Genomic DNA, 15,032 nt, shown 5'->3' on the forward strand with positions numbered 1-15,032 from the left:
ATAGAGCGCGTTGCTTTCAGCAGCCTTACAGACCGGGTTGTGAATTGCTGACGCCGGAATCACAAACCAGCGTCGGTTATTTCAATGTCGCTTGTAGTCTTCTTCTAGGTATCAGTGCACCAGCATGCCGGTGAACCAGTAGGCCTGGGCCAAAGTGATCAGGCCGACAATCGTTGCAAAGAATAGGCTGTGCTTGAGGGTGAAGCGGAACAGATCGGATTCCTTGCCCACCAGGCCGGTTGCTGCGCAGGCCACGGCGATCGATTGCGGCGAGATCATCTTGCCGGTCACGCCGCCGCTGGTATTGGCCGCCACCAGCAAGGTGTCGTTGACCCCGATCTGGTGTGCGGTGGTCGCTTGCAGCGAACTGAACAGGGCGTTGGACGAGGTATCGGAACCGGTCAGGAACACGCCGAGCCAGCCGAGGAACGGCGAGAAGAACGGGAACGCCGCGCCGGTTGCTGCCAGTACCAGAGCCATGGTCGAGGACATGCCGGAATAGTTGGTGACGAAGGCAAACGCCAGCACCATGCCGATCGACAGGATCGGCCAGCGCAGTTCGTAGAAGGTCTCCTTCAAAGTGGTCAGACCAGTTTTGAAATTGATCTTCATCACCAGCATCGAGATCAGCGCGGAGAAGAAAATCGCCGTGCCGGTCGCGGAAATCGGATCGAGTTTGAACACGGCCGGAATCGCGGTCGGGGCGGCAACGATCGGTGCGGTTTTGATCACCAGTTGATCAAGGTGCGGAATCGCGAAGTTGAACACCCAGGCGTACATCGAACCGCCGGCGGCGAACATGGCCTTGAAGGGCTTGAGGGTCCAGATGGTCACCAGCACGGTGAGGATCAGGAACGGCGACCACGCCTTGAAAATTTCCCCGAGACTGTAAGGCGAAGCGACGGTGGTGCGCTTCTGGCCGAAACCGCCGACGCTGGCAGTCACCACCGAAGCGGAAACGGCACCGGCAATGTGCTGGCCGGCGGCACGTTTCGGCTGCCAGACCTTCAGGAACAGGGTCAGCGAAATCAGGCTGGCCAGGGCCGACGTGATGTCCGGCAGTTCCGGGCCAATGAAGTTCGACGTGAAGTATTGGGTCACGGCGAAGCTCAAACCTGCGACCAGCGCCGCTGGCCAGGTTTCACGCACGCCGCGCAGGCCGTCCATCATGAACACCAGCCAGAACGGCACGAACAGCGACAGCAGTGGCAGTTGGCGACCGGTCATGGCGCCGATCTTGAACGCGTCGATGCCGGTGACTTGCCCGGCCACAATGATCGGAATCCCCAGCGCGCCGAACGCCACCGGCGCGGTGTTGGCAATCAGGCACAGACCGGCGGCGTACAGCGGGTTGAAGCCGAGTCCCACCAGTAGCGCAGCGGTAATCGCCACTGGCGCGCCGAAACCGGCGGCACCTTCGAGGAATGCACCGAAGCAGAAACCGATCAGCAGCACCTGCAGACGCTGGTCGTCGGTGATGGACAGCACCGAGCTGCGGATGACCTCGAACTGACCGCTCTTGACCGTCAGTTTGTACAGGAACACCGCCGCCACAATGATCCAGGCAATCGGCCACAGACCATAGGCGAAACCATATCCGGCGGCGGCGATTGCCATGTCGACCGGCATCTGGAACGCGAAGATCGCCACGGCGATGGCCAGGGCGAGCGTGATGCTGCCGGCCACATGACCTTTGAGGCGGAACACCGCCAGGGCGAGGAAGAAGAAAACGATGGGGATGACGGCCGCGAGTGCGGACACGCCGAGACTGCCGAGCGGGCTGTAGAGCTGTTGCCAGGTTTGCATATGGGGTGGCCCCTAATTGTTGTTGGTCAGGCACTGTCAGCGTTCTTGGTTAATTGGTAAGACCAATTTACAATCGCTGTTGGCTAGGGTAAAAGCCTTGATATCGGTGTGTCAATTTGCCGCCCTAAAACTTTTGTCGAACAACCGGACGGCGGGTCGGATTGCACCGGTTGAATTGGCGTCATCTGGCAGGTGTCGGCGCAGCGTCGATAGGCCAGAATAGAGAGCCCGGCGAGCGGTCGGGATGGTGGAGAGTTGAGTGATGGGGTTTGATCAGATACGTCAGCGCCGTTTGTCTGACGACATTGTCGAGCGGCTGGAAGGGATGATCCTCGAGGGCACGCTGAAGTCCGGCGAGCGTCTGCCGGCCGAGCGGGCACTGGCGGAACAGTTCGGCGTTTCCCGGCCCTCGTTGCGCGAGGCGATTCAGAAACTGGCGGCCAAGGGTTTGCTGGTCAGCAAGCAGGGCGGCGGCAACTATGTCGTGGAAAGTCTCGGTTCGACGTTCAGCGATCCGCTGCTGCAATTGCTGGAAAGCAATCCCGAGGCGCAGCGCGATCTGCTGGAATTTCGCCACACGCTGGAGGCATCGTGTGCCTATTACGCAGCATTGCGCGCCACAGATGTGGATCGGGAACGGCTGACGGCTGCGTTTGAAGAGTTACAGGATTGCTATTCGCGTCACGATGAAGTGAGCCGGGCGGAAGAGGGTGCGGCGGATGCGAAATTCCACCTGGCGATTGCCGAAGCCAGTCACAACGCAGTGTTGCTGCACACCATTCGCGGCTTGTTCGATCTGCTCAAGCGTAACGTGGTGACCAACATCGGTGGCATGTACAAGCAACGCACGGAAACCCGCGACATGCTGATCACACAGCATCGGGAATTGTATCTGGCGATTATCGAGGGGCGCGCGGAACAGGCGCGTGAGGTGTCCAGCCGACACATTCTGTATGTGCAGGAAGTGCTGGAAGAGGTGCGTCAGGAAGTACAGCGCATGGCTCGGGCCGAGCGACGCAAAGGGATGTAGGCATGACCGTTCCCGTGCCGAACGCGGGAACGGTCATTCAGGCAGAGGAATCAGTCTTCCTTGCCCTTGTTGCGCACCGCACGCTGCAACTCGCGACCGGCGTCGCGTTCGCGTTCGGTATCACGCTTGTCGTATTCCTTCTTGCCCTTGCCCAGCGCGATCTCGCACTTGACCATGTGCTTGCTCCAGTACCAGGACAGGCACACGCAGGCGTAACCCTTCTGCTGCACGGCGGCGGCGAGCTTGTCCAGCTCGCGGCGGTTGAGCAGCAGCTTGCGGGTACGCACCGGGTCGGCAATGACGTGGGTGCTGGCGGTCATCAGAGGCGTGATGTGGCTGCCGAGCAACCAGGCTTCGCCATCCTTGAGCAACACGTAACTGTCGACCAGTTGCAGTTTGCTTGCCCGCAGACTTTTTACTTCCCAGCCGGCCAGGACCAGACCAGCCTCGAACTTGTGCTCGATGAAGTAATCGTGTCGCGCCTTTTTGTTTTGCGCGATGGTCCCTGTTGGGTGTTTCTTCTGTTTAGCCATAGGGGCGGCATTATATGGAGATAAACGGCTGTCGGCTACGGTGATGCTGCGTGCTTGAGCAGGTTGAGTGAATCCCGGACAATGCGGCCTCTTTTTCTAACGCTTGGGCGTGATAAACGATGTCGACAGACAAGGTTTCTGTCCACGGCAGTTGGGCTAGCCGCTGGGTTTTCATATTCGCCGCGACCGGTTCGGCCGTGGGATTGGGCAGCATCTGGAAATTCCCCTACATGGTCGGGGTCTACGGTGGCGGCGCCTTCGTGCTGATGTTTCTGGCCTGTATCGCGCTGATCGGCATCCCGGTGATGCTCGCCGAAACCCTGATCGGCCGCCGTGCCCGTCAGAGTCCGGCGAATGCCCTGAAGGTGCTGGCGCTGGAAGCCGGACACTCGGGCAAGTGGTCGTGGGGCGCGTTCGCCGGAATGATCACGGCGTTGCTGATCCTGTCTTTCTACAGTGTGGTCGGCGGCTGGTCGCTGGATTACATCATTGATATGGGGCGCGGAGACTTCCAGGGCGCTACGGCCGATCAGGTCGGGGCCTATTTCGGCAATGTCATCTCCGACCCGTGGCGCCTGACACTTTGGCACACGGTTTTCATGCTGCTGTCTGCGGTGGTGATCGCCAAAGGCGTGGTTGCCGGCCTTGAGCGCAGCCTGCGGATCATGATGCCGTTGCTGTTCGTGATGATTCTGGTGCTGCTGGGGTACAGCATGACCACCGGGCATTTCATGGAGGGCGTGCATTTCATGTTCGACTTCCACCCGGAGAAAGTCCTCGACGGCTTGCTGCCGGCCATGGGTCACGCGTTCTTCTCCCTGAGCGTGGGCGTGGGCTCGATCATGATCTACGGCGCCTACATGACCAAGGAAGCCTCGCTGTCCGGCACCGTCGTGGGTGTGGCGCTGCTCGATACCTTTGTTTCGCTGGTGGCCGGTCTGGCCTTGTTTCCGATTGTGTTCGCCGGTGGTTTGAACCCTAGTGAAGGCCCGGGGCTCATGTTCGTCAGCCTGCCATTTGCTTTCGGTAACGTGCTTTTCGGCCAGTTGATGGGCGTGGTGTTCTTCGTTCTGGTGGCCATTGCGGCCTGGAGCTCGGCGATTTCCCTGCTGGAGCCGATGGTCGCCTATCTGGTCGAGCGGACTAAAATCAGTCGTAACTGGGTGACATTCTGGTTGGCGTTCACTTGCTGGTTCGTCGGCCTGGGGACGGTGTTTTCCTTCAATATCTGGAAGGAAGCCAAATTTTTCGTGAACGATGGCGGGGTGTTCCATCTCTACCAATGGGGTGCGGCCGGTGGCCTGGACTTCTTTGGTGTGATCGACTTCTTCACCTCGCGGATCATGTTGCCGCTCGGCGGACTGTGCTTCGTGCTGTTTGCCGGTTGGGTGATGGGGCGTGAGGCGGTGCGTGAAGAATTGTCGATTCGTAGCCCGGCGCTGTTCGCCCTGTCTCTGTTCTTGATGCGCTATGTGGCGCCCATCGGCATTCTTGTAGTGTTTGCCGCCCAGCTCTGGAAGTGACGCTTACATGACGACACATATTCAACGATCGGCGCTGCTGCCTTACCCGGCGCAATTTCTCTACGACCTGGTCAATGACGTGGCGCGTTACCCGGAATTTCTGCCGTGGTGCTCGTCTGCTGAAGTCCTGGAAAGCTCGCCGGAACACATGCGCGCCAGTGTCGGCGTGGCCAAGGGCGGCCTCAGTCAGCACTTCGTGACCCGCAACACGCTGGTGCCGGGGCAGTCGATCGAGATGAACCTGGAGGAGGGGCCGTTCAATCAGCTGCACGGCGTCTGGGTGTTCAAGGCGCTGAACGAGAAGGCCTGCAAGATCAGTCTGGATCTGTCCTTTGACTATGCCGGGCCGCTGGTCCGCGCGACGCTCGGTCCTTTGTTCAATCAGGCGGCCAATACACTGGTGGATGCGTTCTGCCAGCGTGCCAAGCAGATGCATGGTTGAGCCGGTGATCGAAATCGAAGTGGTGTATGCCGCCGTTGATCGTCAGGTTTTGCGCGTAGTCAGCGTCGCTGAGGGTGCGACGGTGCGTGCGGCTCTGATGGCGTCCGGGATTGACGCTGAATTTCCGGAGCTGGATCTGAAGAACTGTCCCTTGGGGATCTTCGGCAAAGTGATCGCTGATCCGGATGCTCGACGGATTCAGGAAGGCGATCGTATCGAGATCTATCGACCGTTGCTGGCTGACCCGAAAGAAGTGCGTCGTCTACGTGCCGCCAAAGCTGCCGAGGCCAAGGCGCTAAACCAGTAGGCTGGCCAAACGGCAGGCAATAAAAAACCCGGGATTTCCGGGTTTTTTATTGCGTCGCAAATTATTGCGGCGAGGTGTCCAGCGGTTCTGGCGTTGGAACCGGAACGGTTTCCACACCATCGACGTCCTTCTGGATCTGATCCAGCAAGGAGCCTGGCTTGACCGGTTTTTCCGGTTTTGGCTGCTCGACGTTTTCAGCAGGAGCGGTCACGCTGGTGCCGCTGTCCTTGCCGAGAATGGCTTCGTCGCGGCTGACACCGGGCATGAAGTCCCCGGACAGGCTGGCGAGCCGGTCATTCGAGTCGAAAATGACACTCATGCGTTCCTGCTGGCGTTCACCGCCACCAGGTTGCAGGCTGTACAGATAATCCCAGCGATTGGCATGGAACGTGTCGGCAAGCAGAGGGTTGCCCATGATAAACCGTACTTGCGGCCGGGTCATTCCCGGGCGTAACTGGTCTATCATGTCCTGCGTGACGACATTGCCCTGCTGGATGTCGATTTTGTAAACCCCGGGGAATGAACAACCGGCGAGTGCGAGCAGTCCCACAAAGGTGAAACTGGTTAGCAAGAGCTTGGTGTTTTGCATCGGTGGGCGACTTCCACTATCTTGGCTGGGACAACGTAAACGCCGATCATACCCGCATTAAGAGAAGCTGCGAAGCAGCATCGCGAGAAAGCTGACCATGGTTGAAAATAGCGAACTACGCAAAGCCGGCCTCAAAGTGACCCTGCCACGGGTCAAGATCCTGCAAATGCTCGACTCTACAGAGCAGCGCCACATGAGTGCCGAGGACGTCTACAAGGCGTTGATGGAAGCTGGTGAGGACGTCGGTCTGGCCACGGTTTACCGTGTTCTGACCCAGTTCGAAGCGGCTGGCCTCGTGGTCCGTCACAACTTCGACGGCGGCCACGCGGTATTCGAACTGGCCGACGGTGGCCACCACGACCATATGGTCAACGTGGAAACCGGTGAGGTGGTGGAATTCGTCAGCCCGGAAATCGAAAAACTCCAGAAGGCAATTGCCGAGGAGCACGGTGTCGAGTTGGTGGATCACAACCTGGTGCTGTACGTACGCAAGAAAAAATAAGCATGTCGCGCGAATTTCAGGTTCGCGAAACGAGCGAAGGCGACCCAAGGGTCGCCTTCGTGCTTTCTGCGGTTTTTAAACCTTTGCAGTAACGACCATCTTTTTCGCGTGCGCCAAAGACTCTTTGGTCAGATCGATGCCGCCAAGCATCCGCGCGACTTCTTCTATACGGTCATTCTTGCTCAGCTTCGAAACGGCCGTGTGAGTCGCCTGCTCGCCTCGCACCTTGTGCACGAACAGATGCTGATGTCCCTGAGCCGCGACCTGCGGCAAGTGCGTGACCGTCAGTACCTGTCCGCGATCCCCGAGGCGGCGCAACAACTGGCCGACGATTTCGGCCGTCGGACCGCCAATCCCAACGTCCACTTCGTCGAACACCAGCGTCGGAACGCGAGAGGTCTGGGCGGTGATCACCTGGATGGCCAGGCTGATCCGTGACAGCTCACCGCCGGAGGCCACTTTGGCCAGAGCTTTCAGGGGTTGGCCCGGGTTGGCGCTGACCAGCAGCTCGACCTGTTCCAGTCCATTGGGTTGCAGCTCGCTGCTGTTGTTGGCACGCAATTCGATGGTGAAGCGACCGCCGGGCATGCCCAGGCGCTGAATCTCCTGCTCCACCGCGCTTGCCAGGCTGCCGGCCGCCTGATGACGCAGCTCGCTCAGCTCGCGGGCCTTTTCCTGATAGTGGCGGGCATAGGACGCCAGTTCTTCGGCGAGGCGCTCGATGGATTCATCGTTGGCGTCGAGGGCTTCGATTTCGTCTAGCAGCTTCTGCTGCATCTCTGCCACTTCCGTCGGCTGAATGCGGTGTTTGCGTGCCAGTGTGTAAATGGAGTCCAGACGTTCTTCCAGATATTGCAGGCGCGCCGGATCGGCATCGAAATTGTCGAGAAAGCGATTGAGTTCGCCGACGGCCTCTTCGACCTGGATCTGCGCACTGGTCAGCAGGCTGCTCGCCTCTCCGAGCGCGCCGACCGAGTTGTTCACGCTCGACAGTCGATTGAGACTGGCCGTCAGGGCATTCAGCACGTTGCCGGAATCGCTTTCGCTGCATTGCTCGACCACTTGTCGGCAAATACCGAGCAGGGTTTCGGCGTTGGTCAGGTTCTTGTGTTCCTGCTCCAGTTCTTCCAGCTCATTTTCACCGAGGCCGAGGTTTTCCAGTTCTTCGAGCTGGTAGCTGAGCAGTTGATGGCGCGCGCGCTGTTCGTCGCCGGAGTTGGACAGGCGTTCCAGCTCCTGACGGGTCTGGCGCCAGCGCTGGGCGGCCAGATGGACCTGGCGAGCCAGATCGGTGGCCCCGGTGTACTCGTCGAGCAGGCGCCGGTGGGTGTCGGTCTTGAGCAGGGATTGGTGTTCGTGCTGGCTGTGGATATCGATCAGCAGCTCGCCGAGCGCCTTGAGGTCGCCGAGCGGGCAGGGCGTGCCATTTATATAGCCGCGTGAGCGACCTTCGGAAGTGATGACCCGGCGCAGGATGCACGGGCCGTCGGTTTCCAGGTCGCGTTCCGCCAGCCAGGCGCTGGCCTCGGGGATGTCGGCCAGATCGAAAGTCGCCAGGATGTCGGCCTTGTCGGCGCCCGGTCGAACCACGCCGCTGTCGGCGCGATCGCCGAGCGTCAGGCCCAGGGCGTCGAGCATGATCGACTTGCCGGCGCCGGTTTCCCCGGTAATCACGCTCATGCCGCGATCGAGTTCGAGATCGAGATGTTCAACGATGGCGTAGTTGTGTACGGACAGGTGCACCAGCATAAAGGCCGCTCCCAGGCTTCAGGTCTGGTTATTTATACAGTGTTTTGTTTCAGGCTGACAATGCCTCGCTTAGCTCGATGGGGATGATCCGATCAAATGCTTATCGCGCCCGGGAATGACAATGCAGCACTTTTTTGTAGGGTTAATCGTTGTCAGCCCTTGAAGCCTGATTTTGCGGCCCCATATACCGGGGTAGAAGCGCGAATCGAACTCGCGGACGATATTGAAAGGAGAATTCTATGGCTGACGAACAGACAGTAGATACGCAAAATCCAGAAGCCAATCAGGCGCCCGAGGCTTCGGGTGATGACCTGGCGACCCGTGTACAAGTGCTCGAAGAGCAATTGGCCGCCGCGCAGGATCAATCGCTGCGCGTAGCTGCCGATCTGCAGAACGTCCGTCGCCGTGCCGAGCAGGATGTCGAAAAGGCGCACAAGTTTGCGCTGGAAAAATTCGCCGGCGACCTTCTGCCGATCGTCGACAGCCTGGAGCGCGGCCTCGAGCTGTCGAGCCCGGATGACGAGAGCATCCGTCCGATGCGCGAAGGCATCGAGCTGACCCTGAAAATGTTTCACGACACCCTCGCGCGTTATCAGCTTGTCGCTGTAAGCCCGCAGGAAGGCGAGCCGTTCAACGCCGTGGAACATCAGGCAATGGCCATGCAGGAAAGTGCAGACCTTGAGCCGAACAGCATTCTGAAGGTGTTCCAGAAGGGCTATCAGCTCAACGGTCGCCTCCTGCGTCCTGCGATGGTCGTGGTCAGCAAGGCGCCGGCGCCAGTTTCGCCTTCGATTGACGAGAAGGCTTGAAATTAGCCGCAAGGCCCCCATTTAGAAGTCAAGCGTTTAAGTGCTACCGCAGTTGGCCACAACCGCTGCGGCAACCAAATCCAAAGTTTCGGGAGAGTGAACATGGGCAAAATTATCGGTATCGACCTGGGGACTACCAACTCCTGCGTCTCCATTCTTGAAAACGGCAACGTAAAAGTTATCGAAAACGCTGAAGGCGCGCGTACCACGCCGTCGATCATCGCTTACGCCAACGATGGCGAAATCCTGGTCGGCCAGTCCGCCAAGCGTCAGGCAGTGACCAACCCGCACAACACCCTGTACGCGGTGAAGCGTCTGATCGGCCGTCGTTTCGACGAAGAAGTCGTTCAGAAAGACATCCAGATGGTCCCTTACAAGATCGTCAAGGCTGACAACAACGACGCCTGGGTTGAAGTGAACGGCCAGAAAATGGCTCCGCCACAAATCTCGGCTGAAATTCTGAAGAAAATGAAGAAGACCGCCGAAGACTACCTCGGCGAAGCTGTGACCGAAGCGGTGATCACCGTTCCGGCCTACTTCAACGACAGCCAGCGTCAGGCAACCAAAGACGCCGGCCGCATCGCGGGTCTGGACGTAAAACGTATCATCAACGAACCAACCGCAGCTGCTCTGGCTTACGGTATGGACAAGGCCAAGGGCGATCACACCGTGATCGTTTATGACCTGGGTGGCGGTACTTTCGACGTTTCCGTGATCGAGATCGCTGAAGTTGACGGCGAGCACCAGTTCGAAGTGTTGGCCACCAACGGTGACACCTTCCTGGGTGGTGAAGACTTCGATATTCGTCTGATCGACTACCTCGTTGACGAATTCAAGAAAGAAAGCGGCATGAACCTCAAAGGTGACCCGCTGGCCATGCAGCGCCTGAAAGAAGCCGCTGAAAAAGCCAAGATCGAGCTGTCGTCCGCTCAGTCGACCGACGTGAACCTGCCGTACATCACTGCAGACGCCACCGGTCCTAAGCACCTGAACGTGAAGATCTCGCGTGCCAAGCTCGAAGCGCTGGTTGAAGACCTGGTTCAGCGCACTATCGAACCTTGCCGCATTGCCATGAAAGACGCAGGTCTCGATGTTAGCGCGATCAACGACGTGATCCTGGTCGGCGGCCAGACCCGTATGCCGCTGGTACAGAAGCTGGTTACCGATTTCTTCGGTAAAGAAGCACGTAAAGACGTGAACCCGGACGAAGCCGTTGCCATGGGTGCTGCCATCCAGGGCGCCGTTCTGGCCGGTGACGTGAAAGACGTTCTGCTGCTCGACGTCAGCCCGCTGACCCTGGGTATCGAAACCATGGGTGGCGTGATGACCGCGCTGATCGAGAAAAACACCACGATTCCTACCAAGAAATCGCAGACTTTCTCGACTGCCGACGACAACCAGGGCGCCGTGACCATTCACGTCCTGCAAGGCGAGCGCAAGCAAGCCGCACAGAACAAGTCCCTGGGCAAGTTCGACCTGGCCGACATTCCACCAGCTCCACGTGGCGTGCCGCAGATCGAAGTGACCTTCGACATCGACGCCAACGGCATCCTGCACGTAGGTGCGAAGGACAAGGCTACCGGCAAGACCCAGTCGATCGTGATCAAGGCCAACTCCGGTCTGTCCGACGAAGAAATCGAGCGCATGGTGCGTGACGCCGAGGCCAACGCCGAGGAAGACCGCAAGTTCGAAGAGCTGGCCGCTGCCCGTAACCAGGGTGATGCACTGGTTCACTCGACTCGCAAGATGATCGCTGACGCTGGCGACAAAGTGACTGCAGAAGAGAAGACTGCAATCGAAGCGGCCGTGGTTGCCCTGGAAGCCGCCGTCAAAGGCGACGACAAGGCTGCCATCGACGCCAAGGTTGAAGAGCTGTCGAAGGTCTCTGCGCCGGTTGCCCAGAAGATGTACGCCGAACAGGCTCAGCCTGCTGAAGGCGCGGCACCGCACGACGAGAAAGCTGAAAAGGCTGACGATGTTGTCGATGCCGAGTTCGAAGAAGTCAAAGACCACAAGTAAGTTGTTGGTCGGCCGGTTGACTGCCTTTGGGCACTGACTGGTAGGATGTCGCCGCGCGGGAGCTTGCTCCCGCGTTGGCGTATCTGGAATACGCGATTTTTTACAGCATGCGACAAGGCTCGAATGCTGGCGGTATGGCCGGGAATGCTCCTGCTTTTCGCGCCGCAAATACCGCATGAACCAAAGACCAGGATCGTTGAATTGACGTGAGTTGGGTCCGGGCCTGTATTGGGGCTCAACGAGTTTGGCGAAGCTCAGGAGGGGTTTGCCGAACGTCCTCAAGAGTATGAAGAACTTATGGCTAAGCGTGACTATTACGAAGTATTGGGTGTTGAGCGCGGCTCAAGCGAAGCAGACCTGAAAAAGGCCTACCGCCGCCTGGCGATGAAGCACCACCCGGACCGTAATCCCGATGACAAAGCATCGGAAGAGCTGTTCAAAGAGGCCAATGAAGCCTACGAAGTGCTGTCCGATTCCAGCAAGCGTGCAGCGTACGATCAGTACGGTCATGCTGGCGTCGACCCGAGCATGGGTGGCGGCGGTGCAGGCTTCGGCGGTCAGAACTTCTCCGACATCTTCGGCGATGTCTTCAGTGACTTCTTCGGTGGCGGTCGCGGCGGTTCCCGTGGCGGCGCCCAGCGTGGCAGCGACTTGCGCTACACCCTGGAGCTGAACCTGGAAGAGGCGGTGCGCGGCACGACCGTGAATATCCGCGTTCCGACACTGGTCAACTGCAAGCCATGCGATGGTTCGGGCGCCAAGAAAGGCTCGTCGCCTTCGACCTGCCCGACTTGCGGCGGCATCGGTCAGGTGCGCATGCAGCAAGGCTTCTTCTCGGTGCAGCAGACCTGCCCGCGCTGCCATGGTCAGGGCAAGATCATTTCCGATCCGTGCGATTCCTGCCACGGTGACGGTCGCGTTGAAGAGTACAAAACCCTCTCCGTGAAAGTGCCAGCCGGTGTCGACACCGGTGATCGTATTCGTCTGTCCGGCGAAGGCGAGGCGGGTACTCAGGGTGGCCCGACCGGCGACCTGTACGTGGTGATCAACGTCCGTGAGCACGACATTTTCCAGCGTGACGGCAAGCACCTGTTCTGCGAAGTGCCGATCAGCTTCGTCGACGCAGCCCTGGGGGGCGAACTGGAGATTCCGACCCTCGACGGTCGCGTCAAACTGAAGATTCCGGAAGGTACTCAGACCGGCAAGCAGTTCCGCGTACGCGGTAAAGGCGTTGCGCCGGTGCGTGGCGGTGGTGCGGGCGACCTGATGTGTCGTGTGGCTGTCGAGACGCCGGTCAATCTGAACCGTCGTCAGCGTGAATTGCTGGAAGAGTTCCGCAGCTCCCTGGCGGACGACAACAGTCATTCGCCGAAAACCACCGGTTGGTTCGACGGTGTGAAACGCTTCTTCGGCGATCTGTAAGGAGTCGGCATGCGACGTATAGCTGTGATGGGCGCTGCCGGGCGCATGGGCAAGATTCTGGTCGAGGCGGTGCAGCAGCGCGCGCCGCTGACCGGTCTGACGGCCGCGATTGTCCGCCCTGGCAGTACGCTGATCGGTGTGGATGCCGGTGAGCTGGCTTCGCTGGGTCGAATCGGCGTGCCGCTGTCCGGGAATCTGGAATCGGTGGCGGAAGAGTTCGATGTGTTGATCGACTTCACCCTGCCGGAAGTCATGCTGAAAAACCTGGCCTTCTGCCGCAAGGCCGGCAAGGCGATGGTGATCGGCACGACCGGGCTGGACGCTGCGCAGAAGCAGCTGCTGGCCGAGGCGGGCAAGGATATTCCGATCGTCTTCGCGGCCAACTTCAGTGTCGGCGTCAACCTGTCGCTGAAGCTGCTCGACATGGCGGCGCGGGTGTTGGCGGATGATGCGGACATCGAAATCATCGAAGCCCATCACCGCCACAAGATCGATGCGCCGTCGGGTACGGCCCTGCGCATGGGTGAAGTGATTGCCAATGCCCTGGGTCGTGATCTGCAGAAAGTCGCGGTCTACGGTCGTGAAGGACACACCGGTGCCCGTGAGCGTGAAACCATCGGTTTTGCCACTGTTCGTGGTGGTGATGTGGTGGGCGATCACACGGTGCTGTTTGCCTGCGAAGGCGAACGCCTGGAGATCACGCACAAGGCTTCGAGTCGCATGACGTTCGCCAAGGGCGCGGTGCGTGCGGCGTTGTGGCTGGACGGTCGCGAGCCTGGTTTGTACGACATGCAGGACGTGCTCGACCTGCATTGAGATGTTCTGAAGCCGGCGCAAACGCCCTGTTTGTGCCGGTTTTGCTCCGCCGAGCGACGCCCTGTCGCATTCTCCGGCTTTTCGGCCTCATTGGCGGTAGACCAAAAATCCCTTTTTCTGTAAGCTACAGCTTTAGTGTGTCCACTAAAAGCGCGCAGAATAATTCAGTGAAGAAGCGGGGTGACGTGTCCATACGTCACTCCGCTTTTTTACAACCTGCGATTGCCCTTTCATGCGTTATTTACGGGAGGTCTTCTTGACTAAGCCAGCCATACTCGCCCTTGCTGATGGCAGCATTTTTCGCGGCGAAGCCATTGGAGCCGACGGTCAGACCGTTGGTGAGGTGGTGTTCAACACCGCAATGACCGGCTATCAGGAAATCCTTACCGATCCTTCCTACGCCCAACAGATCGTTACCCTGACTTACCCGCACATCGGCAACACCGGTACCACGCCGGAAGATGCCGAGTCCGACCGCGTCTGGTCCGCTGGCCTGGTCATCCGTGACCTGCCGCTGGTAGCGAGCAACTGGCGTAACACGATGTCCCTGTCCGATTACCTGAAAGCCAACAATGTTGTGGCAATCGCCGGTATCGACACCCGCCGCCTGACCCGCATCCTGCGTGAAAAAGGCGCACAGAACGGCTGCATCATGGCCGGCGACAACATTTCCGAAGAAGCGGCCATCGCCGCGGCGCAAGGCTTCCCGGGCCTGAAGGGCATGGACCTGGCGAAAGTCGTCAGCACCAAGACTCAATACGAGTGGCGCTCCACTGTCTGGGATCTGAAAACCGACAGTCACGCGACCATCGAAGCCTCCGAGCTGCCATATCACGTGGTTGCCTACGACTACGGCGTCAAGGTCAACATCCTGCGCATGCTGGTCGAGCGCGGTTGCCGCGTCACCGTGGTGCCGGCGCAAACCCCGGCTGCCGACGTGCTGGCCCTGAAGCCGGACGGCGTGTTCCTGTCCAACGGCCCTGGTGATCCGGAGCCTTGCGACTACGCGATCAAGGCGATCAAGGAAGTACTGGAAACCGAAATCCCGGTGTTCGGCATCTGCCTCGGCCACCAGCTGCTGGCCCTGGCCTCCGGCGCCAAGACCCTGAAAATGGGCCACGGCCACCACGGTGCCAACCACCCGGTTCAGGATCTGGACACTGGCGTCGTGATGATCACCAGCCAGAACCACGGTTTCGCGGTTGACGAAGAAACCCTGCCAGCCAACGTCCGTGCGATCCACAAATCGCTGTTCGACGGCACCCTGCAAGGTATCGAGCGCACCGACAAGAGCGCGTTCAGCTTCCAGGGTCACCCTGAGGCGAGCCCGGGCCCGAACGATGTGGCCCCTCTGTTTGACCGCTTCATCAACGAGATGGCCAAGCGACGCTAAGCGCTCGCCTTGAGACTGTAGCGAGAAGCCCCTCGAGGGCGGCCCCGGAACCGGCGGCCCCCTCGGGACTTCAGAAATCGATCAAGACGGCT

At 59.4% G+C, this 15,032-nt stretch carries 14 protein-coding genes; 10 read left to right on the top strand and 4 right to left on the bottom strand.

From position 1 onward, the window contains the following. Positions 1-111: 111 nt before the first annotated feature. Entirely contained in the window at positions 112-1,806 is a 1,695-nt protein-coding gene (locus tag IHQ43_RS04045; protein WP_192563464.1) for a lactate permease LctP family transporter, read from the bottom strand. Positions 1,807-2,068: 262 nt separating this feature from the next. Here IHQ43_RS04045 and IHQ43_RS04050 point away from each other — a divergent pair, with 262 nt between their 5' ends. Next, a complete protein-coding gene (locus tag IHQ43_RS04050) occupies positions 2,069-2,836 on the top strand; it encodes an FCD domain-containing protein (protein WP_007953782.1) in 768 nt (255 codons plus the stop codon). A gap of 50 nt (positions 2,837-2,886) precedes the next feature. Here IHQ43_RS04050 and smpB read toward each other — a convergent pair whose 3' ends face one another. Next, positions 2,887-3,369 carry an SsrA-binding protein SmpB gene (gene smpB / locus IHQ43_RS04055; protein WP_007953781.1) on the bottom strand — a complete coding sequence of 161 codons (483 nt, stop codon included), beginning with the start codon at positions 3,367-3,369 and terminating at the stop codon, positions 2,887-2,889. A gap of 119 nt (positions 3,370-3,488) precedes the next feature. Between smpB and IHQ43_RS04060 the strand changes: the two genes are divergently transcribed. Genes IHQ43_RS04060 through IHQ43_RS04070 form a run of 3 tightly spaced genes read left to right on the top strand, consistent with a single transcriptional unit; the run spans position 3,489 to position 5,641 of the window. After that, positions 3,489-4,892, top strand: coding sequence for a sodium-dependent transporter (locus IHQ43_RS04060; RefSeq protein WP_192563465.1), 1,404 nt, complete (start codon positions 3,489-3,491; stop codon positions 4,890-4,892). A 7-nt stretch (positions 4,893-4,899) separates the two neighbouring features. Beyond that, the gene (locus IHQ43_RS04065; RefSeq protein WP_003221509.1) at positions 4,900-5,334 is read left to right on the top strand and encodes a type II toxin-antitoxin system RatA family toxin; all 435 of its coding nucleotides are present in this window, start codon (positions 4,900-4,902) and stop codon (positions 5,332-5,334) included. Continuing rightward, a complete protein-coding gene (locus IHQ43_RS04070) occupies positions 5,327-5,641 on the top strand; it encodes an RnfH family protein (protein ID WP_192563466.1) in 315 nt (104 codons plus the stop codon). The genes IHQ43_RS04065 and IHQ43_RS04070 overlap by 8 nt, the downstream gene beginning before the upstream one ends. 61 nt (positions 5,642-5,702) lie before the next feature. Here IHQ43_RS04070 and IHQ43_RS04075 read toward each other — a convergent pair whose 3' ends face one another. Beyond that, positions 5,703-6,230: an outer membrane protein assembly factor BamE gene (locus IHQ43_RS04075; protein WP_192563467.1), complete on the bottom strand. Its 528-nt coding sequence runs from the start codon at positions 6,228-6,230 to the stop codon at positions 5,703-5,705. Between the two features lie 97 nt (positions 6,231-6,327). Between IHQ43_RS04075 and fur the strand changes: the two genes are divergently transcribed. After that, entirely contained in the window at positions 6,328-6,732 is a 405-nt protein-coding gene (gene fur, locus IHQ43_RS04080; RefSeq protein WP_192563468.1) for a ferric iron uptake transcriptional regulator, read from the top strand. A gap of 75 nt (positions 6,733-6,807) precedes the next feature. Here fur and recN read toward each other — a convergent pair whose 3' ends face one another. After that, positions 6,808-8,481, bottom strand: coding sequence for a DNA repair protein RecN (recN, locus tag IHQ43_RS04085; protein ID WP_192563469.1), 1,674 nt, complete (start codon positions 8,479-8,481; stop codon positions 6,808-6,810). A 239-nt stretch (positions 8,482-8,720) separates the two neighbouring features. Between recN and grpE the strand changes: the two genes are divergently transcribed. The 5 genes from grpE (at position 8,721) to carA (ending at position 14,940) form a co-directional block, all read left to right on the top strand. Continuing rightward, positions 8,721-9,290: a nucleotide exchange factor GrpE gene (grpE, locus tag IHQ43_RS04090; protein ID WP_192563470.1), complete on the top strand. Its 570-nt coding sequence runs from the start codon at positions 8,721-8,723 to the stop codon at positions 9,288-9,290. A gap of 102 nt (positions 9,291-9,392) precedes the next feature. Continuing rightward, positions 9,393-11,309, top strand: a complete 1,917-nt coding sequence (gene dnaK / locus IHQ43_RS04095; protein WP_192563471.1) for a molecular chaperone DnaK — start codon at positions 9,393-9,395, stop codon at positions 11,307-11,309. Positions 11,310-11,606: 297 nt separating this feature from the next. After that, on the top strand, positions 11,607-12,731 hold the full coding sequence (dnaJ, locus tag IHQ43_RS04100) for a molecular chaperone DnaJ (RefSeq protein ID WP_007953765.1): 1,125 nt from the start codon (positions 11,607-11,609) through the stop codon (positions 12,729-12,731). 9 nt (positions 12,732-12,740) lie between these two features. Beyond that, positions 12,741-13,547 carry a 4-hydroxy-tetrahydrodipicolinate reductase gene (gene dapB / locus IHQ43_RS04105; protein WP_192563472.1) on the top strand — a complete coding sequence of 269 codons (807 nt, stop codon included), beginning with the start codon at positions 12,741-12,743 and terminating at the stop codon, positions 13,545-13,547. 256 nt (positions 13,548-13,803) lie between these two features. After that, a complete protein-coding gene (carA, locus tag IHQ43_RS04110; RefSeq protein WP_007953761.1) occupies positions 13,804-14,940 on the top strand; it encodes a glutamine-hydrolyzing carbamoyl-phosphate synthase small subunit in 1,137 nt (378 codons plus the stop codon). Positions 14,941-15,032: the final 92 nt, after the last annotated feature.

Source organism: Pseudomonas gozinkensis (assembly GCF_014863585.1).
Classification (GTDB): Bacteria; Pseudomonadota; Gammaproteobacteria; order Pseudomonadales; family Pseudomonadaceae; genus Aquipseudomonas; species Aquipseudomonas gozinkensis.

Coding starts and splice junctions, on each gene's coding strand:
- IHQ43_RS04045 (WP_192563464.1), bottom strand. CDS start 1,806: ATGCAAACCTGGCAACAGCTCTACAGCCCGCTCGGCAGTCTCGGCGTG.
- IHQ43_RS04050 (WP_007953782.1), top strand. CDS start 2,069: ATGGGGTTTGATCAGATACGTCAGCGCCGTTTGTCTGACGACATTGTC.
- smpB (WP_007953781.1), bottom strand. CDS start 3,369: ATGGCTAAACAGAAGAAACACCCAACAGGGACCATCGCGCAAAACAAA.
- IHQ43_RS04060 (WP_192563465.1), top strand. CDS start 3,489: ATGTCGACAGACAAGGTTTCTGTCCACGGCAGTTGGGCTAGCCGCTGG.
- IHQ43_RS04065 (WP_003221509.1), top strand. CDS start 4,900: ATGACGACACATATTCAACGATCGGCGCTGCTGCCTTACCCGGCGCAA.
- IHQ43_RS04070 (WP_192563466.1), top strand. CDS start 5,327: ATGGTTGAGCCGGTGATCGAAATCGAAGTGGTGTATGCCGCCGTTGAT.
- IHQ43_RS04075 (WP_192563467.1), bottom strand. CDS start 6,230: ATGCAAAACACCAAGCTCTTGCTAACCAGTTTCACCTTTGTGGGACTG.
- fur (WP_192563468.1), top strand. CDS start 6,328: ATGGTTGAAAATAGCGAACTACGCAAAGCCGGCCTCAAAGTGACCCTG.
- recN (WP_192563469.1), bottom strand. CDS start 8,481: ATGCTGGTGCACCTGTCCGTACACAACTACGCCATCGTTGAACATCTC.
- grpE (WP_192563470.1), top strand. CDS start 8,721: ATGGCTGACGAACAGACAGTAGATACGCAAAATCCAGAAGCCAATCAG.
- dnaK (WP_192563471.1), top strand. CDS start 9,393: ATGGGCAAAATTATCGGTATCGACCTGGGGACTACCAACTCCTGCGTC.
- dnaJ (WP_007953765.1), top strand. CDS start 11,607: ATGGCTAAGCGTGACTATTACGAAGTATTGGGTGTTGAGCGCGGCTCA.
- dapB (WP_192563472.1), top strand. CDS start 12,741: ATGCGACGTATAGCTGTGATGGGCGCTGCCGGGCGCATGGGCAAGATT.